At 40.1% G+C, this 16,668-nt stretch carries 18 protein-coding genes; 8 read left to right on the plus strand and 10 right to left on the minus strand.

Annotated elements, in window-relative coordinates:
• Positions 1–8: 8 nt before the first annotated feature.
• The 3 genes from ACTB1O_RS05195 to ACTB1O_RS05205 form a co-directional block, all read right to left on the minus strand.
• Positions 9–1,205, minus strand: a complete 1,197-nt coding sequence (locus ACTB1O_RS05195) for a hypothetical protein (RefSeq protein ID WP_462994079.1) — start codon at positions 1,203–1,205, stop codon at positions 9–11.
• 52 nt (positions 1,206–1,257) lie between these two features.
• The gene (locus tag ACTB1O_RS05200; RefSeq protein ID WP_462994080.1) at positions 1,258–3,033 is read right to left on the minus strand and encodes a ribosome biogenesis/translation initiation ATPase RLI; all 1,776 of its coding nucleotides are present in this window, start codon (positions 3,031–3,033) and stop codon (positions 1,258–1,260) included.
• 160 nt (positions 3,034–3,193) lie between these two features.
• The gene (locus ACTB1O_RS05205; RefSeq protein ID WP_462994081.1) at positions 3,194–3,550 is read right to left on the minus strand and encodes an EMC6-like membrane protein; all 357 of its coding nucleotides are present in this window, start codon (positions 3,548–3,550) and stop codon (positions 3,194–3,196) included.
• Between the two features lie 54 nt (positions 3,551–3,604).
• Between ACTB1O_RS05205 and rqcH the strand changes: the two genes are divergently transcribed.
• The 3 genes from rqcH to ACTB1O_RS05220 all read left to right on the plus strand — a co-directional run bounded on the left by rqcH (position 3,605) and on the right by ACTB1O_RS05220 (position 6,876).
• Positions 3,605–5,494: a ribosome rescue protein RqcH gene (rqcH, locus tag ACTB1O_RS05210; RefSeq protein WP_462994082.1), complete on the plus strand. Its 1,890-nt coding sequence runs from the start codon at positions 3,605–3,607 to the stop codon at positions 5,492–5,494.
• A 3-nt stretch (positions 5,495–5,497) separates the two neighbouring features.
• Complete coding sequence (locus ACTB1O_RS05215; protein WP_462994083.1) at positions 5,498–6,520, plus strand: mRNA surveillance protein pelota; 1,023 nt, start codon at positions 5,498–5,500, stop codon at positions 6,518–6,520.
• Between the two features lie 86 nt (positions 6,521–6,606).
• Positions 6,607–6,876 carry a hypothetical protein gene (locus tag ACTB1O_RS05220; protein WP_462994084.1) on the plus strand — a complete coding sequence of 90 codons (270 nt, stop codon included), beginning with the start codon at positions 6,607–6,609 and terminating at the stop codon, positions 6,874–6,876.
• A 65-nt stretch (positions 6,877–6,941) separates the two neighbouring features.
• Here the strand turns inward: ACTB1O_RS05220 and ACTB1O_RS05225 are convergent, their stop codons facing one another.
• Entirely contained in the window at positions 6,942–7,643 is a 702-nt protein-coding gene (locus tag ACTB1O_RS05225) for an FKBP-type peptidyl-prolyl cis-trans isomerase (RefSeq protein WP_462994085.1), read from the minus strand.
• Positions 7,644–7,698: 55 nt separating this feature from the next.
• Here ACTB1O_RS05225 and cyaB point away from each other — a divergent pair, with 55 nt between their 5' ends.
• Positions 7,699–8,232 carry a class IV adenylate cyclase gene (cyaB, locus tag ACTB1O_RS05230; protein ID WP_462994086.1) on the plus strand — a complete coding sequence of 178 codons (534 nt, stop codon included), beginning with the start codon at positions 7,699–7,701 and terminating at the stop codon, positions 8,230–8,232.
• A 110-nt stretch (positions 8,233–8,342) separates the two neighbouring features.
• On the opposite strand, the gene ACTB1O_RS05235 is transcribed toward cyaB, so the two are convergent.
• Genes ACTB1O_RS05235 through ACTB1O_RS05250 form a run of 4 tightly spaced genes read right to left on the minus strand, consistent with a single transcriptional unit; the run spans position 8,343 to position 11,700 of the window.
• Positions 8,343–8,984 (minus strand): metallophosphoesterase family protein, encoded by a 642-nt coding sequence (locus tag ACTB1O_RS05235; RefSeq protein ID WP_462994087.1) that lies wholly within the window; start codon positions 8,982–8,984, stop codon positions 8,343–8,345.
• 3 nt (positions 8,985–8,987) lie between these two features.
• Entirely contained in the window at positions 8,988–10,106 is a 1,119-nt protein-coding gene (locus tag ACTB1O_RS05240; protein ID WP_462994088.1) for a TIGR04013 family B12-binding domain/radical SAM domain-containing protein, read from the minus strand.
• A gap of 25 nt (positions 10,107–10,131) precedes the next feature.
• The gene (locus ACTB1O_RS05245) at positions 10,132–11,256 is read right to left on the minus strand and encodes a TIGR04084 family radical SAM/SPASM domain-containing protein (protein ID WP_462994089.1); all 1,125 of its coding nucleotides are present in this window, start codon (positions 11,254–11,256) and stop codon (positions 10,132–10,134) included.
• Between the two features lie 42 nt (positions 11,257–11,298).
• Positions 11,299–11,700 (minus strand): DUF126 domain-containing protein, encoded by a 402-nt coding sequence (locus tag ACTB1O_RS05250; RefSeq protein WP_462994090.1) that lies wholly within the window; start codon positions 11,698–11,700, stop codon positions 11,299–11,301.
• 37 nt (positions 11,701–11,737) lie between these two features.
• On the opposite strand from ACTB1O_RS05250, the gene ACTB1O_RS05255 reads away from it, so the two are divergent.
• Complete coding sequence (locus tag ACTB1O_RS05255) at positions 11,738–12,913, plus strand: proteasome-activating nucleotidase (RefSeq protein ID WP_462994091.1); 1,176 nt, start codon at positions 11,738–11,740, stop codon at positions 12,911–12,913.
• Between the two features lie 4 nt (positions 12,914–12,917).
• Entirely contained in the window at positions 12,918–13,364 is a 447-nt protein-coding gene (locus ACTB1O_RS05260) for a DUF5804 family protein (RefSeq protein WP_462994092.1), read from the plus strand.
• Between the two features lie 48 nt (positions 13,365–13,412).
• Here the strand turns inward: ACTB1O_RS05260 and ACTB1O_RS05265 are convergent, their stop codons facing one another.
• The gene (locus ACTB1O_RS05265; RefSeq protein ID WP_462994093.1) at positions 13,413–14,651 is read right to left on the minus strand and encodes a proteasome-activating nucleotidase; all 1,239 of its coding nucleotides are present in this window, start codon (positions 14,649–14,651) and stop codon (positions 13,413–13,415) included.
• 57 nt (positions 14,652–14,708) lie between these two features.
• Between ACTB1O_RS05265 and ACTB1O_RS05270 the strand changes: the two genes are divergently transcribed.
• Both ACTB1O_RS05270 and tpiA read left to right on the plus strand, forming a co-directional pair.
• Positions 14,709–15,212, plus strand: a complete 504-nt coding sequence (locus ACTB1O_RS05270) for a multiprotein bridging factor aMBF1 (RefSeq protein WP_462994094.1) — start codon at positions 14,709–14,711, stop codon at positions 15,210–15,212.
• A 10-nt stretch (positions 15,213–15,222) separates the two neighbouring features.
• Positions 15,223–15,897: a triose-phosphate isomerase gene (gene tpiA / locus ACTB1O_RS05275; protein WP_462994095.1), complete on the plus strand. Its 675-nt coding sequence runs from the start codon at positions 15,223–15,225 to the stop codon at positions 15,895–15,897.
• Between the two features lie 23 nt (positions 15,898–15,920).
• On the opposite strand, the gene ACTB1O_RS05280 is transcribed toward tpiA, so the two are convergent.
• Positions 15,921–16,478, minus strand: a complete 558-nt coding sequence (locus tag ACTB1O_RS05280; protein WP_462994096.1) for a CBS domain-containing protein — start codon at positions 16,476–16,478, stop codon at positions 15,921–15,923.
• Positions 16,479–16,668: the final 190 nt, after the last annotated feature.

A 16,668-nucleotide genomic window follows, 5' to 3' on the forward strand; every position in this document is an offset into this window, starting at 1 on the left:
ACAGGAATTTATTCCTGAATCTTTATTACCTGTGCCGCATACTTGTCAAGTGAATCGAAAAAAATATTCTTTGCAGTTTTTTTCCTTACTTCATCACCGGAGAATATATCCTTAATCAGATAATCAATAGCAACCAGATAGAAATTTAGTGACTTAAACCTCTTTTTAAGCTCTTTAAACTGGGCTTCAGCCTCACGTTTCTCATCCCTCATAATAAATAAGGCCAGATCAAAAAGTTGTATCAGATAATGCGGCATTCCCTTCAAAAGGGCGGTCTCCCTAAAATCATTATATGAATTTTTGCTGTTTGATAACAAAGATAGCTTAATTCCATAATACAATGGTTCAAGGCTATTCGGATTCTGCTGTGTCATCTGTTTTACGACACCTGCCGCACCCACACCGTCACGCTTCTCAAGTTTTAAGTAAAAATTTTCCCTGAGAAAATCCTGATCATTATAATATTTGTCTATTGCATAAACTAAAAGCTGGGTCCTTTTCTCATCATTACTGTCATTTTTAGCCTTTTGAATCCCAATTTTCAAAAACCACTTTTCATTTGGAAACCAGTCCAGAGATTTTGTAATAATAACCCAGAATGCACGCTCCATCATCTCATTATCACGGATGTCAAGCTGTTTCAAACGAAAAACAGGGGGTTTAACTCTTGCAAGCTCAATAAGAGTCTCTCTTGCACGAAGTTCAAGCCTTGAAGGCGGAGAATTTGCTCCTCCCAGACCATTCTTCTTTGAATCTATCTCAGAAAGACAGTAATAACAATAAGATATGTAAATTCCTATTCTGGAATCGTATTTCCAGTATTCACCAAAATATTCTATTGCTTCCTTGTACCTTCCAATACCCATCATCTTGATGCCGGAAAGAATTTTTAGAGTGGAACGCCCGGATTTTTTTCTTTTGCATCTCAGAGCATTTTTTATAATTTTTTCGACAAATTCAATTTTTTCCGCTTCTTTGCTTGACATCATGAGGTGATATGCCATCGCATCAATGAATTCATCATAAGTGTTGTTGTCAATATCCGGAAATGCATTATCCAGAGCTGACATCACATGACCAAAAAAAACAGGAAGATTTGAAGCTATTTTATCAGGACTTTTATCAATATATGCAAAAAGATCACTTTTTAGAGAATCAACCTTTTCATATCTGATTGCATCTGTTAGTCTCTCCCCCCCAGGCATTATATTCCCACCATATCAATAATATAAGCTATCTCCTTTTAAGGATTAAATATTATGTTTTACTTATGTCAGCATAATAATACTCGCCGGAGGAACGCTGCTCCCTGTCAAGGTAACTTCCGGGCTTATTTATCCTTGGCCTTCCGCTCTTATCCCTTCTGAATGTAACACCCAGCTCCTTTAGGAAATAGTTCATTCCTTCCTGCATGTCAAAGGGCCCTACAGCCTTTCCACTGATTCCCGGCTGACCATCAAATACCAAAAGTCTCTCGCTGATCATGTCAATCACATATATATCATGATCAATAACCAGAACTCCGGAACCACTGCTCTCAGCATGCCTGCGGAGAACACGGGCAAGCTTTACACGCTGTTCCACATCAAGATGCGCACTTGGTTCGTCAAGGATATACAGATCAGCCTGCTGTGCAAGACATAATGCTATTGCAACACGCTGGAGTTCTCCACCGGATAACTGATCCACACCTGACTGAAGTATTTTTTCTAAGGATAAAGGTTCAATTATCTCATGCAAAAAGTGTGATGTATCAAATCTGCTTGTAGTTCTCCTTAAAAGAAACTCAACAGTATCATTTGAGTCCGTCTTAATATACTGCGGCTTAAAAGCAACCTTTACAGTTGACGAAAGTTCTCCGGAATCAGGGGTGTCAACACCTGCAAGAAGTTTTGCAAAAGTACTTTTTCCAATTCCGTTTGCACCCACAACACCCAATACTTCTCCTGCTTTGATATCCCCGCCTTTTACTTCCAGATGGAAAGAATCACCATAACTCTTCTCAAATGCGGGGAATTCATACAGAGTCTCTCTCTCATTTTCCCTCTTATGAGCCCGTGTCTCAAAGGTTACAGAATAATCCCTGATTCTTACGTTTTCCTCTGTCAGAAATCCTTCAAGGTACTGATTGATGCCAACTCTTACTCCCTTGGGCTTTGTAATAATACCAAATACCGACGGACTTCCATATGCCACATGGATATTTTCCGCAAGCATATCAAGAATTGCAAGGTCATGTTCAACAATCATTACATGGCTTGTTTCAGCAATCTCACGGATGAGCTTTGCCGCAGCCATTCTCTGATATATATCAAGATAAGGTGTTATCTCATCAAGGAAATAAAAATCAGCTTTTCTGCTAAGACATGCTGCTATTGCAACACGCTGAAGTTCTCCGCCGGAGACATTACTTACTTCACGATCAATAATGGAATCCAGCTTTAATTCTTCAATATAGCTGTCAAGACATCCTTTCTCATCAGTGGATTTTAAAAGATCTATGACTTTGCCGCTGAAAACTTTTGGAATGAAATCAATATACTGGGGTTTTACCGAGACCTTCATATTTCCTGAAGAAACCCTCTGAAGGTAATCATAAAGTTCAGTCCCTGCATATTTTTTTATCACTTCTTCCCAGGAAGCCTCTGTTTCAATCTGCCCCTGATTTGGTATTAGCTGACCGGAGAGAATACTGACCGCAGTACTTTTACCAATACCATTGGCACCCAGAATGCCTGTTACCTTCCCTTCTACGGGAACCGGCATTCCATACAGGGCAAAACCATTCTTACCGTATCGGTGTGTCGGATATTCAAGCTCTTCAGGGAGCGTTATTATATCCAGTGCATCAAACGGACATTTTTTTACGCAGATGCCGCAGCCTACACATAACTCTTCAGATATTGCGGCTTTCCCATTCTCACCGATAGTTATTGTTTCATCCCCGGTTCTCACACGCGGACAGTAGAGAATGCACTCTTTGCCACATTTTTTTGAATGGCATCTGTCCTTATGAACCACTGCTATTCGCATATAATCATCCTAAAATCAAAAAATAAGACCAAAATGGTCTTTTGTATTGTTTACTGAAGATTCAGTTTCAATCTAAATGCCAGTAAGACATCTTTTAGATAAAATGCCTGAAATATTGGCATTTTTTACATTTATTCATATTATCCGGATATTAGTATTTTCAAAGTGTCAGGAGAATTGTCCAGGATATAAACCAGAATGCAAATGCCATAAAGCCCTGATAAAACCAGTCTTTTCCTCCAAGTTTTGAGTAATCAATTCTCATTGCGATAAACACATGTTTCTGAAACACAATTCCTGCCAGCAAAAGAAGAAGACCTAAGATAGATCTGGGCTCGCCTGTAGCCGATGTCGGATCACCAATTACGAGGTATGAGATAACACCTGTTGCAATACCCATAAAGCACGCAACACCGGTACGAATCATACGCTCGCGGTGACCTTTCATCTTATCTACAGGCGTTTTTTTGACTTCTTTTAACTCAATTATATCTTCTGAAATATTTTCCTCACTCATGGAGATACCAGTGACTATTTTTTGGTTTTCAGACAATATGTAGTTTGGTATATAATGGCGACACAAAAAGGAATGAGCGGCATTGATCTTAATGCCATGCTCTTTGAACTGAAATCCTGCCTCCCTTTATGGATTGGCAAAGTTTACCAGTACAATATCAGTACTTTTGGTTTTAGGTTCAACGGAGATGACCGCCAGAAATACAGCTCAATTATCGAGTGCGGCCGGCGCGCCCATCTTACCGGAACTCTTCCGCCTGCACCAAAAAATCCGTCAGGTTATTCCATGTTTCTCAGGAAATACATATCAGGCGGAAAAATTCTTGCTATAAACCAGTATGGAATACAGAGAATATTTGATCTGACAATAGGAAAAACCGAGAAGAAGTATCACTTAATCTTCGAACTTTTCGATGATGGAAATGCAATATTGTGCGATGAAGACTATGTGATCATAAATCCTCTGAAAAATCACAAATTTAAGGACAGAGTGGTACTGCCGGGCACAACTTACATATTCCCGGGAGAAAACACTGATCTATACACCGTTTCTGATATTGAGACAAAACTAAAAAAATCAGACAAAAATCTTGTCAGGACACTGGCATCTGCCCTTATGATGGGGGGCAGTTATGCAGAGGAGTTATGCGAAAATGCAGGACTTGATAAGAATTCGGATGCATCTTTGGCAGACCCCAAAATTATTCTTAATGCATTCAGGGATATAATAAAACGAACCGAGACAGATAAAAATCCTGTAATAACAAATTCAGGCTGCTGGCCATTTTTGTTTTCCAGTGATAAACAGGTATCCGAATTTGAATCCTACAACATTGCTCTTGAGAACTATTACCCGCTTCCGGAATCAAAACCGGAAGAGTCCAAACCAAAGCTTTCAAAGGCAGAAATAATAAGAAACCGACAAAAACAGGCTATTGTAGGATTTGAATCAAAAATTTCTGATCTTGGAGCTAAAGTGGATCTGATTTATGCAAACTATCAGTTTATTTCAGATATTATCAAAACACTTGAAGATGCAAGCAAGGATTATTCCTGGCAGGAGATCGAAGAAATCTTAAAAAACAGCAATACTCAGGCTGCAAAATCTATCTCACAGGTATATGTACAGGATGCCTCAGTTGATGTTGATATAGACGGAAAAAAGATCAGAATCTATGTTCATGAAAGTATTGAGGTCAATGCCAACCGCTACTACAGCGGGATAAAAAAATACAAGAAAAAGAAAGCCGGGGCCCTAAAGGCAATGGAAAGATTTGTCGTAAAAGAAAAACCTGAACCAAAAAAGGAATTTGCTTTATTGAAACCTAAATGGTATCACCGCTTCAGATGGTTTTATACAAGCGACGGGGTTTTGGTAATAGGCGGACGTGATGCAGGAACAAATGAGGATCTTGTAAAAAAATACATGGAAGGAGACGACAAATTTGTTCATGCCGATGTTCACGGAGGAAGTATTGTAATCGTCAAAGGGGATACCAAATGCTGGGATGAAGTTACCCAGTTTGCAGCATCCTACTCAAACATCTGGAAAGCAGGACATTTTTCGGGAGATGTATATGCCGCCGACCGCCGGCAGGTAAGTAAGACTGCAGAGTCTGGCGAGTTCGTTGCAAGGGGTGCATTTGTGATAAGAGGTGAGAGAAAATACTTCCATAGTGTGCCTGTGGGAGTTGCAATAGGTCTTCAGTATGAACCTGCAGTTGCAGTTATAGGAGGACCTATATCCGCAGTTAAAAACAGAGCAAAGTACTATGTCATCTTAAAACCCGGTACATTTGAACCAAATGATTCTGCAAGAAAAATATTAAAGGCACTAAAAGGAATGATTCCTGCCGGGGAACAAAAAGAACTTAAAAATGTCCTGAATACTGAAAAAATTGCAGCATTTGTTCCTCCGGGCGGATCGGATATTATCGGTGACTGATAAATGAAAGCAGAATATGGTGAATTAAAAAAATCATCAGGTGAAATCAGACTTTTTCCTGAAAACACCGATGACCTCTGGCACCTTGAACACCTTATATCAGCAGGCAGTCTTGTCTATGCAACAACTTTCAGAAGTCTTGAAAGTGCAACAGATAAAGCAAGACCCGAAAAGATCGAAAAAAAGCCGGTACGCCTGGGTATAAGAGTTGAAAAGGTTGAGTTTCACCATAATGCAAACAGACTGAGAATAAGCGGCATCATAGAATACGGCCCGGACAGTGGATTTTTTCATACACTCAATGTTGAAGAGGGATATGAAATCTCAGTTGTGCAACACTGGAGCCAGATTGATCTTGAAAGAGTGAAAAGAGCTGTAAAATCGTCATCTTTCGGACTTGTTCATGTAATTTCAATTGAGGAAGGAGAATGCGAGATCTACAGAATGAGACAGTTCGGACCGGAATTTGCAAAATCATTTTTAAGCGGTTCAGGGAAACGTGAGGGTCTGAACAACAAACAGGCTTTTTTTGAAGAGATACTTGAGATAATAAACCAGACAACAGGACCTCTAATCATTGCAGGACCCGGATTTATAAAAGATGACTTTCTGACTTTCATAAGATCAAAAGACAAAGATACCGCAGGAAGATGCATAACTGCAGAGACCAGAAGAACCGGAAGGGGTGCTGTACAGGAAGTCATCGGACAGGGAATTTTAGAAAAAATTACCGAGGACATTCAGCTAAAACGTGAGGTTCTGGCAATGGAGGAGCTGATTAAAAGAATATCATCCGAAGGAAATGCAACATACGGAATCAGACAGGTCAAATCAGCTGTTGATTTTGGTGCAACTGAACGTATACTTGTATGTGACACGATGATAAGAGAAAATTCTATTTCACAACTCCTGGAAAAAGCTGAAACCATGCACTCGGAAGTTGTCGTCCTTTCAACAGAATTCGAACCGGGAAAACAGCTTTTTGCACTTGGCGGCATTGCCGCACTTCTAAGGTATAAAATTTAAACTTTTGAATGAATCCGGTTTTTGCATAAACATTTTTTTGAGATTTGCGGTGAAATCTTAAATATATATAATAAGTATCTATCATTATGACTGACACTGTCAAAAACAATCCACTCAGAGTTGTCGCTGCTTTAATTCTCGGTGTGGTTATGGGAGTAATCGGATTTTTTATTGTCGCATTATTTTTCGGACTTATAGAAGATATGTCCGGATTTAAAACAGGCATTACTGCTAATTTTTCTGAAAATCTGCTTAGTGCAGTACTTCTTTTGGTATTTGTTATTGCAGGAGCAGGATACTTCTACTGGAAAGTTTCAACAACACCGCCGTCAAACGAACAGATTGAGACAGAGTGAATGCCGGATATCATTAAAAATAAATTAAAAAAAAGTTCATGAAACTAATGTTTCATGTAAAATTATTATTCCTCTTTTGCTTCTTCGACGGGTTCTATATCCTGCTTTTCAGGTTTTTTAAATGATTCTTTAAGAACGATCTCTTCAACACCGTCAACATACTCAAAGATCTGGTGGACTGCCATTCCCTTGCCCATCATCCAGCGCTGATCATATGTAATTCCCGGCGGGAGAACAACTGTCAGAATACCTTTGGTTAACTTCATATCAAGCTCACGGCTGACAAACAGATTAAAAATTGCCTTTGCCTGATCCAGTGCACCTTCAATTACTCCCTCAACTGTATACTTGTAGTTAAGTGTCCTGCCTGCAAGCATGTGATTGAAATCAATTACTGCACGCTTACCTATGACATTAACGACAACACCCTGTCGGTTTTCTGCTGATACACGCATACCGACAGTTGGTTTTTCCTTGAATTCGTTAACCGGTACAGATTTTACAAGTGAACCGTCATGTTCTCCATATGCTTTATCGGGAGTGACTATGACTTCATACTCTGTTCCGATCTCTTTTCCTGCAAGATCCTCGTCAAGTCCGGGAATAACGTGGTTGCCGCCAATACGAATTACAATAGGTTCGTATTTCTTTTCCTCTGAAAAACTTCCGTTTTCCTTTGCCACTTCTTCTGATGTCGTATCAAAAATGTTACCTTCAGCTGAACCTGTATAGTTCAGTTTGACAAAATCGCCTACATTTAATGCCATATAATTACACCTGTCTATATTAGTTGGTTCAATCTACCTATATAAGTGATGCAGGATGCTTGAAATTGAGGCCAAAATTAAAGTAAGCTCTATTGATGAGATAAAGGAGATTCTTAAAACTAAAAATGCAGAATTTATCAAAACCAGCATACAGAGGGACACATATTTTAATGCACCTCACCGCGATTTTGCAAAAACAGACGAAGCTTTGAGAGTAAGGGATAACGGGATAAAATACGAGCTTACATACAAAGGTCCAAAGATTAAGGGAACAGGTGCCAAAGCGCGTGAAGAGTTTAACCTGGGTGTCAGCTCAGCAGAGGAGCTTGAAACTATCCTTTTAAAAACAGGCTTTAAAAAAAGCGGCATGGTCTTTAAAAGAAGAGAAGAATATTCCTATAAAGAAACTACGATTGCACTTGATATCGTCGATGACATAGGTGAATTTGTGGAAATAGAAGTTATCTCTGACGATAAAGACAGCGCTCTTATAACAATAGAATCAGTAAAAAGAGAATTAGGTATTACCGGTGAAAACATCAGGGAATCATACCTTGAAATGGTACTTGACAAAAAGCAACGGCAATAAAATAATTCACTAAATTTTTTAATCCCGCTTTTGTTAAGAAGATTAAAAAACAGGATTAAAGGATATATTCTTAATCCTGCTTTGATTTAATTACTTTTTTTTCAAAAATATCAGACAGTCAAAAGCTCAATCCTTATATCCTTTGGCTCATTACCAAAAGTAATTAAGGCACATTTTCCTTCAGAGGCAGGTCCGGGATTTACAACCATTGTTCCGTCAACCTCTTTTATCCCCGGCTGATCATGAATATGACCACAACAGACCAGATCATATTTTTTCATATGATCTCTGAGTGAACTGCTGCCCACCTTATTCCCGCCAACATCGTCAAGAGTATCATACGGGGGCGCATGGCACAGCAGGATGTTATGTATATTTGGTCTGACTCTTTTTTCGGTATTATTTAGAATAGTATCAATCTCTTCTTCATTAATCTCAAAAGGAGTTCCAAAAGGTGTCGGGTTTGAACCCCCGACTCCGACAATAGATATTTTACCAATATCAATTGAAGCACCATGAAGTGACACCGCGCCGGAATACTCAATTGTTCTTAAAATCTCTTTTGGATCACAGTTTCCCGGAATTGCAAAACAGGGCACATCAATCTCATCAAGCATCTCAATGACAGGTTCGCAGGGGCCCATGTCAGTTAGATCACCCGCAATAAAAACCATATCAGGCTTTAAATCAAGGAATGAACCCATCTTGCCATACTGACCATGCAGATCAGTGAGCAGAAGAACTTTCATCATCCATTATTGATCCTTGTTCTTTGGTAAAAACCTTAACTCTGTATCCATCCAGGACCCTGTTGCACGCCCGGACAGTGAAAGCCTGCCAAGCGTCTTCCCAATCTCAGAAATAAGCGGAGAAGGAGTTAATTTATGATAAGGAGTGCCCGGAAGCGGGGTGAAATAATGAGCATGAACTTTCCCGTACCTGGCAACCCATTTCATCTGCTCAACCGTTTCCATCTGGCTCTCCTCTGTCTCAAAAGGAAGTCCCACAATATAATCAACAACCGGAACAATACCGTTCTCTTTGCACAGGATAACAGCATTTGTGACATCATCAACGGTATGTCCGCGATTCATTTTCTTTAGTATTCTGTCACTTCCTGACTGGGCGCCGAAATGAAGTTTTTTGTTTGTGCAATATTTTAAAATCAGATCAATAGATTCCTGTGAAACAAATTCAGGTCTTACCTCACTGGGAAAAGTTCCCAGATAAAGATTTTTATCCTTATCAAAACTCTCAAGAAGTTTTTGGAGTTTGTCAAAGGCAGGTCTTTTCCCATCAGAACCATATGAGAGCGCATTCGGAGTTAAAAATCTTACATCACTATATGCTTTTGAAGCGCGTATTATGGCATCAATTGAACGGTGCCGCATCATACCTCCGAAAAGGTGCGGCGTCTGGCAGTATGCACATCTGAAAGGACAGCCCCGTGAGATCTCAATATAGCCCTTTACCTTTGTAAATGGAGAATAAGCATCTAAAAAAACGCATGTATCATTTTTTATGTACCCTTTTTTTGATGCAACACCTTTCGGAAGGAGGAGTGATTTATTCTCAATCGCTCTTATAAGAGCAGGAAGTGTATACTCTCCCTCACCGACAATCACATAGTCGGCATACTCCAAAACCTCATCCCGAAGTGCAGAAGGGTGTGGTCCTCCGGCTATTGTGATACAATCAGCATTTTTTATTTCATCGATATAATTTGGAGCATTAATAGAATTAAGACTGTAAAGGGTGATATCATCCTCAGGGAAATCTACGGGATTTAATATGATACCGTTTTTTTCACATGCGGAATATAAAGCCGCATATGAATTCCTTGCCGGTTTTATGTTTCGCCAGTTCACCCTCATTGCAAAAAAGATTGAGGCTGAAATATTATGGTATTATCTCACAGCCGTTGTATTTTATGTGATCAAAAGATGATGGCAAAACCAGCCCTTCCCCAATCATTTCTCTCACTTCAAAAACCCTGCCCTCAACAGATAATTTAAGATTTTTAACAGTTTCATATACCATTTTTCTGTCCTCTTTGGGCCAGGGCATTGTAATATTTGAATAAAGGCATCTCCCGCCACAAAAATCCTTTATGTCACAATCCAGACAGTCTCCCTTAACACTTATCTTTTTTAATGACTCAGGTGTTGAGGAATCGATGTGCCCGCAATAGTACTCTTTCATTCCGGCCATACACGGACACGGCGCTATATTTCCGTCCTGAAGAATACTGTAGTTTTCAAAGCCGGCCCCGCATCTTAAAGGAGCCTTGTTCCTTCCAAGGAGAAGATCCTGCATAGTAACGACAAACGGATACCACATCATAACCCTGCCCTCTTTTCTCATGACATCAGTCCAAAAATCCAAAAGATGCCTTATGCCGGGATTATAACTATTATTTACCCAGTTCTTAAACCCGGTTCTTAAATGAATATCATTCCAGAAATTTGAGTCCATCTGCCAGTGTATTGCATCAAAAGAAAAATCGGGGTTTGATGAGAGATATCTTACAGATTTAAAGATATCCGTATCCTCTGCCACAGTCACTCTGGCAATAATCTCATTTTTGTATCCGTTTTTACATATAACCCGTAAATTTTTTATGACACTCTCATAAGTCCCCAGACCACGGTACATGTCTGTTAAATTCCTGTCTCCGTCTATTGAGACAATGATGGATTTAAACCGGTTTACATATTCAGGCTCTATGCATTGCAGAAGCGTGCCGTTTGTATGTATAATAAAATCCTTAACAGGAGCATTATCCATGATCTCCCTTATCAGATCAGCCCTTATCAGAGGTTCTCCTCCATAAAACGTCAGAACTGCATCTTTATCATTTGAAAGAAAATTATAGAGTTTTTGCAGATCAAAACTTAGATCGCACGGAAGCTTATTATCTATTCCCGATTCCTCATAGCATTCGTCAGGGACTGAAAAGATCTTGCCGCGGCAATATGTGCAGCATAGATTGCATTCATCAGTAAGAAGAAGAAAGTAATGCAATATTTTATCCTCCAAAAAAACGGATTGAAATAAAAAACAGATTTATCCTATACTAATTATGCCCAAATCGCCGTCAACAGATATCATTTCGCCGTCATTTATTCCGGAAATATTACTCTGCGGCTTATCCACCATAGGAATATCAGAAATTATTGCACCTACAGCAATTATTGTTTCAGCTTCTTCATTGATTATTGCAGAAGGGGCTTTATTGTTCTTTTTTAGAGCATATATTACATATGACCCGACTGTTGATCCTTTGCCATAAGGAAATGAAAGAACTTTTCCGGCTATTGATTTTCCTTCAAGAGGATGACCCTTTTCGATGACAATGCCGGTATCAGGATCGACACCGGATAAAAAAGAAATTGGCTCACTGCTTTTTAGCAAAGCACCCTTTCCCTGCCCTTTCGAAATCCCTCTGCCCTGAATTGTAAAAGACATACCTAATAAATGTTGTAAGAATAAGATATAAAGTAACATGGATGAGACCATCTACAACAGTCCTGAGGATACCGATTTATCAAATCCCCGGGATCAGGAACTATATGAGCAGGTTGAAGACCTGAATATGAAGGTCGAATTCCTCAACAGAGAGAACGAGCGTCTGGAAAAAGATGTCAGTCAGCTTAAAAAAGAAAACAATCAGCTAAAACGCCCGCCACTCTTTGTTGCAGCAGTGATCGACGTACTGAAAAGCGGAGAAGTATACCTGCGCCAGCAGGGTAATAATCAGGAATATATAACAAACTCCTCAGAAGCCCTTGAAGGCAGCTTAAAACCCGGAATGAAAGTTGCGGTGAACAATGCCCTCTCAATTGTAAGAACAATTGACAACACCTTTGATTCAAGAGTCAGAGGAATGGAGCTTGAGGAATCGCCATCAATCACATTTGCCCAGATTGGAGGTTTAAAAGAAGAGATAGAGGAGGTCAGAGAAGCTGTAGAGTATCCACTGACAAGACCTGAAGTATTTGAAAGGATAGGCGTCGAACCGCCGAAGGGTATTTTATTATTTGGACCTCCGGGTACCGGAAAGACACTTATTGCAAAGGCGGTTGCAAATCAGGCAAAGGCAACATTTATCAGAATGTCAGGAAGCGAACTTGTTCACAAGTTCATCGGTGAAGGTGCTCAGATGGTCAGAGAACTCTTCTCCCTTGCACGCGAGAAGAGCCCTTCAATAGTATTCATCGACGAAATAGATGCAATAGGGAGCATGAGAACTCAGGATGGGACATCAGGAAGCGCCGAAGTCCAGAGGACGCTTATGCAGCTTCTTGCAGAAATGGACGGATTCGACAACCGCGGCAATGTCAGACTAATGGCTGCTACAAACCGTGTCGACATGCTTGATCCTGCCTTAATCAGACCGGGAAGATTTGACAGGATACTCGAAGTATCACTTCCGGATGAGACTGCAAGACTTGAAATATTAAAGATTCATTCTGCAAAGCTGAATATGAAGGATGTTAATCCAAAAGAGCTCCTAAGCCTTACCGAGAATACTACCGGAGCGGAAATTCAGGCAATATGCCGTGAGGCAGGAATGAATGCTGTCAGAAATGATGCAAAATATGTAACAATACAGAATTTCACTGACGCCGTTTTAAAAGTAAGAAAAAAGACCAAATACGAAGATATCATGTATATCTGATAAAATGAATCTTCTTTTTATTCAGAAAGAGGGTATTGATCTCTACAATACCCTTCTCTCCTCAGAGACCAGCAGAATAATACTCCGTTTTTACAGACCGGTAAAATCAGAATTTGGTGTGATAATAGAGAATGCCACACTTGGAAACGCATTATCTCTCGCATCTGAGATAAACTGGTACATAAGACGCTATATGTCAGATGTTCTTCTTGAAGTGTCGCCTGATCTCTTCTGCTCACATGCTTTTGCACTTGAAGTTTACAGTCGCGATAAAAAACTCAGGGAAACATGGGAATATACAAAACTTATCGGCTTAAAAAACGGCTCAATTGCAGAGGTCATGTGGATAGAACCTCATTTTTCAAAAAAAGATTATCCGGATTTTGAAGAGTCAATGGACTCTGTTCTTGAAGTATGGTGCACTGAGACAGAATGGATTAAAAATTCCTGAAAAAAATTCATGAAACGGATATTTCATGTAATGTTTCATATATGATTTTCAGGCAAACATTGCAGCGTCAAGTATATCCCGCACATTGTTTTTGTGATCAATTCCTACTTTCTCAATCGCTTTTACAAAATCCGTTCCTGTAATATTCTCCCTGTCTGAACGGATTGCAAACATTCCCGCTTCAGTACATATTGCTTTTAGATCAGAACCTTTCATACCTTCTGTAAGCCGAGCAATATCAGCCAGATCCACACCATCATCAACACTCATGGCCTTTGTATGAATTTTTAGGATCGAAAGACGACCTTCCGCATCAGGCTGCGAGATTTCAATAATTCTGTCAAAACGCCCGGGCCGTAAAAGGGCAGGATCAAGTATGTCGATTCTGTTGGTTGCCCCGATTATCTTCACATCACCGCGTTCTTTAAATCCGTCCATATCGGCAAGAAGCTGCATAAGTGTCCTCTGAACTTCCCTGTCACCTGATGTTATACTCTCAGAGCGTTGTGCACCTATGGCATCTATTTCATCGATAAATATTATTGAAGGTGCATCCCTTTTTGCAAGTTCAAAAAGTTCGCGGACAAGTCTTGCACCTTCACCGATATACTTCTGAACTAGCTCAGAACCAACAACCCGCATAAACTTTGCATTGGTTTCATGTGCAACAGCCCGTGCAAGAAGTGTCTTCCCGGTACCCGGAGGGCCATATAGTAAAACACCTCTTGGAGGTGATATCCCAACCTTTTCAAACAGTTCCGGCCTTGTGAGTGGCAATTCCACCGCCTCTCTTATCTCTGTTATCTGATCTTCAAGTCCGCCTATATCTGCATATGTTTCATCAGGAACATCATCAATCTCCATCCCGTATATCTGGGAGTCAAAGGACTGGGGAAGAAGATCAACTACAGTTAAGGACTGCTGATTAAGTGTGCACCGGACTCCCGGTTTTAAATCTTCGGCTTCGATAAAACCTGATGCCCGCACCATGAATTTAGGGCCTGCGCTTGACTGCACAACAACCCTGTTGTCACCTGCAACATCTGTTATTGTGCCTATAATCAAAGGAGGACTTCTAAGCTTTTCCACCTCGCTTTTCAGCTTTCGAATCTCCCTCTCATAACGAATTTTCTGACTCTCAATAAAGCGTTTTTCGGATTCTAACTGGCGCATCTCCTCTCTAAGCTCCAGGTTCCTGGTTTCAAGACCCGATATTCTGTCAAGAAGATATTTTGTGACATCCTCTTCTGAACGAGAATCAGAGTTATGTGTCTGGCTGTCTGCCATAGGCTCCCTCAAATAGTTATATAGGGGTAGTTCAATATATAGATATTTACGATTAATATGTCAGAATGCGAGGTTTGCGGCGAAGTAATCCGTGGAAAAGCAATTATTGTCTCTATAGGCGGAGCAAAAATGTCGGTCTGCCCCAGGTGCTCAAAACTCGGGACACCTGTTGAGATGCCCGGAAGTCAGATTAGAAATCAGGCTTCAGGAAAAATAAACAGGGTATCTGCAGGGCGCACCGTTGCACCCAAAAGACGCACCCGTGATGTTTTTGACCTTATGGACGGTGAAATTGTTGAAGATTTCAGTAAGATAATCCGTAGTGCACGTGCTGAAAAAGGTCTTTCCCAAAAGGAGCTTGCTCTGGGGATTAAAGAAAAAGAGGGCCTTATAAAAAAGATTGAAACAGGAATGATACCTGAAGACAATGTCAGAAAAAAGCTCGAGGATGCTTTGGGAATTAACCTTCTGGATTCATTTGAGGCAACACCGGATACGAAAAACACAGGCAAAATTACACCCACACTCGGCGATGTAATGAAGCTCAAAAGAGGAAAATAAGGTATTTTTGATGTCTGATAAATTTCCAACAGTTATTATCAACTTCAAGACGTACAGGGAAGGTTTTGGTAACTCAGCCCACAATATTGTGAGTGCGGCAGAGAAAGTATCAGAGGAATCAGGCATTCTGATAGGAGTGGCACCGGGGTTTATGGACATTCATCCTTTGTCAATGCATTTCAGTCTGCCTGTATATTCACAGCATATTGATGCAATACCACCAGGCGCATACACAGGCCATATTCTTGCAGAAGCGGTTCGTTTTGCAGGGGCATCCGGAACACTGATCAACCATTCCGAAAGAAGGCTTACACTTGCAGATGTATCAGGCGCAGTTTTAGCTGCAAAAGATGCGCACCTGCAGACTGTTGTCTGTACAAACAATATAATGACAAGCGCTGCAGCGGCAGCCTTTTCACCGGACTTTATTGCGATCGAGCCTCCCGAACTTATAGGAACAGGAGTCTCTGTTGCAACCGCCGACCCGGGAATTATTGAAAACTCGGTTTCGGCTGTAAAAGATGTTAATTCTAGTATAAGAGTTCTTGCAGGCGCAGGAATCAGCACAGGGGACTGCGTAAAAAGAGCTTTTGAACTCGGTGCAGACGGTGTTTTACTTGCATCAGGTGTTGTAAAGGCAAAAAATCCTGAAGAAGTTCTCTTTGACCTTGTGTCAAAAATATAATTTTAATAATTTTTTTCCTTTTTTTAGTTTGTTATCATTGCAATAAGATCATGCTTTGTAATGACACCTGCCACTTTTCCCTTTTCAACAACGAGTATCGCATGATGATTGTGAAGCAGATGAATTATGGTATCCATATCAGTTGACTGCGGAATTGTGGGAAAACCATCCTCCATTATATCTGCGACAATATGTGAATGAATTTTCTGAATTCTTCCTTCATCCATGGCATTTATAATCGCAGATTCCGATATACAGCCAATGGCAACGCCTTTCTCCAACACAGGAATCTGCGAAATTTTGTGATTTTCCATGATTGAAACAGTCTTCTCAAGAGTTTCATCAGCAGATACACTTATGACAGGACTGTACATCATATCACCGGCAGTGATTATGGATATCTCTTCCTGATGCAAAACGTCCACAATTTTTTTAATGGTGCTGACCCTTGGATCAACCGTTCCTGACTCAATTCTGGCTATCATTGACTGACTAAGACCGGATTTTTCCGCTATATCAGCCTGTGTCAGACCAAGTTTGGTACGCTTCTCCTTTATCTCCGCAGAATCAGGTATGTGCATATATTACTAATAGTAATTTATAATATATAATTATAATTAATACGAAGTAATAACAGCATAATTAATTCACAGATACTATTCAAAAATAAAATACCACACCTATATTAAAATTATAGAATCCAACATAGCTAGAATTTGCTCGATAAACAAGAGATAATTCCCAAATATAACTAAAAAAATTTCTAAATAC

The organism is Methanomicrobium sp., from assembly GCF_055145805.1.

Coding starts and splice junctions, on each gene's coding strand:
- ACTB1O_RS05195 (WP_462994079.1), bottom strand. CDS start 1,205: ATGCCTGGGGGGGAGAGACTAACAGATGCAATCAGATATGAAAAGGTT.
- ACTB1O_RS05200 (WP_462994080.1), bottom strand. CDS start 3,033: ATGCGAATAGCAGTGGTTCATAAGGACAGATGCCATTCAAAAAAATGT.
- ACTB1O_RS05205 (WP_462994081.1), bottom strand. CDS start 3,550: ATGAGTGAGGAAAATATTTCAGAAGATATAATTGAGTTAAAAGAAGTC.
- rqcH (WP_462994082.1), top strand. CDS start 3,605: ATGGCGACACAAAAAGGAATGAGCGGCATTGATCTTAATGCCATGCTC.
- ACTB1O_RS05215 (WP_462994083.1), top strand. CDS start 5,498: ATGAAAGCAGAATATGGTGAATTAAAAAAATCATCAGGTGAAATCAGA.
- ACTB1O_RS05220 (WP_462994084.1), top strand. CDS start 6,607: ATGACTGACACTGTCAAAAACAATCCACTCAGAGTTGTCGCTGCTTTA.
- ACTB1O_RS05225 (WP_462994085.1), bottom strand. CDS start 7,643: ATGGCATTAAATGTAGGCGATTTTGTCAAACTGAACTATACAGGTTCA.
- cyaB (WP_462994086.1), top strand. CDS start 7,699: ATGCTTGAAATTGAGGCCAAAATTAAAGTAAGCTCTATTGATGAGATA.
- ACTB1O_RS05235 (WP_462994087.1), bottom strand. CDS start 8,984: ATGATGAAAGTTCTTCTGCTCACTGATCTGCATGGTCAGTATGGCAAG.
- ACTB1O_RS05240 (WP_462994088.1), bottom strand. CDS start 10,106: ATGAGGGTGAACTGGCGAAACATAAAACCGGCAAGGAATTCATATGCG.
- ACTB1O_RS05250 (WP_462994090.1), bottom strand. CDS start 11,700: ATGTCTTTTACAATTCAGGGCAGAGGGATTTCGAAAGGGCAGGGAAAG.
- ACTB1O_RS05255 (WP_462994091.1), top strand. CDS start 11,738: ATGGATGAGACCATCTACAACAGTCCTGAGGATACCGATTTATCAAAT.
- ACTB1O_RS05260 (WP_462994092.1), top strand. CDS start 12,918: ATGAATCTTCTTTTTATTCAGAAAGAGGGTATTGATCTCTACAATACC.
- ACTB1O_RS05265 (WP_462994093.1), bottom strand. CDS start 14,651: ATGGCAGACAGCCAGACACATAACTCTGATTCTCGTTCAGAAGAGGAT.
- ACTB1O_RS05270 (WP_462994094.1), top strand. CDS start 14,709: ATGTCAGAATGCGAGGTTTGCGGCGAAGTAATCCGTGGAAAAGCAATT.
- tpiA (WP_462994095.1), top strand. CDS start 15,223: ATGTCTGATAAATTTCCAACAGTTATTATCAACTTCAAGACGTACAGG.
- ACTB1O_RS05280 (WP_462994096.1), bottom strand. CDS start 16,478: ATGCACATACCTGATTCTGCGGAGATAAAGGAGAAGCGTACCAAACTT.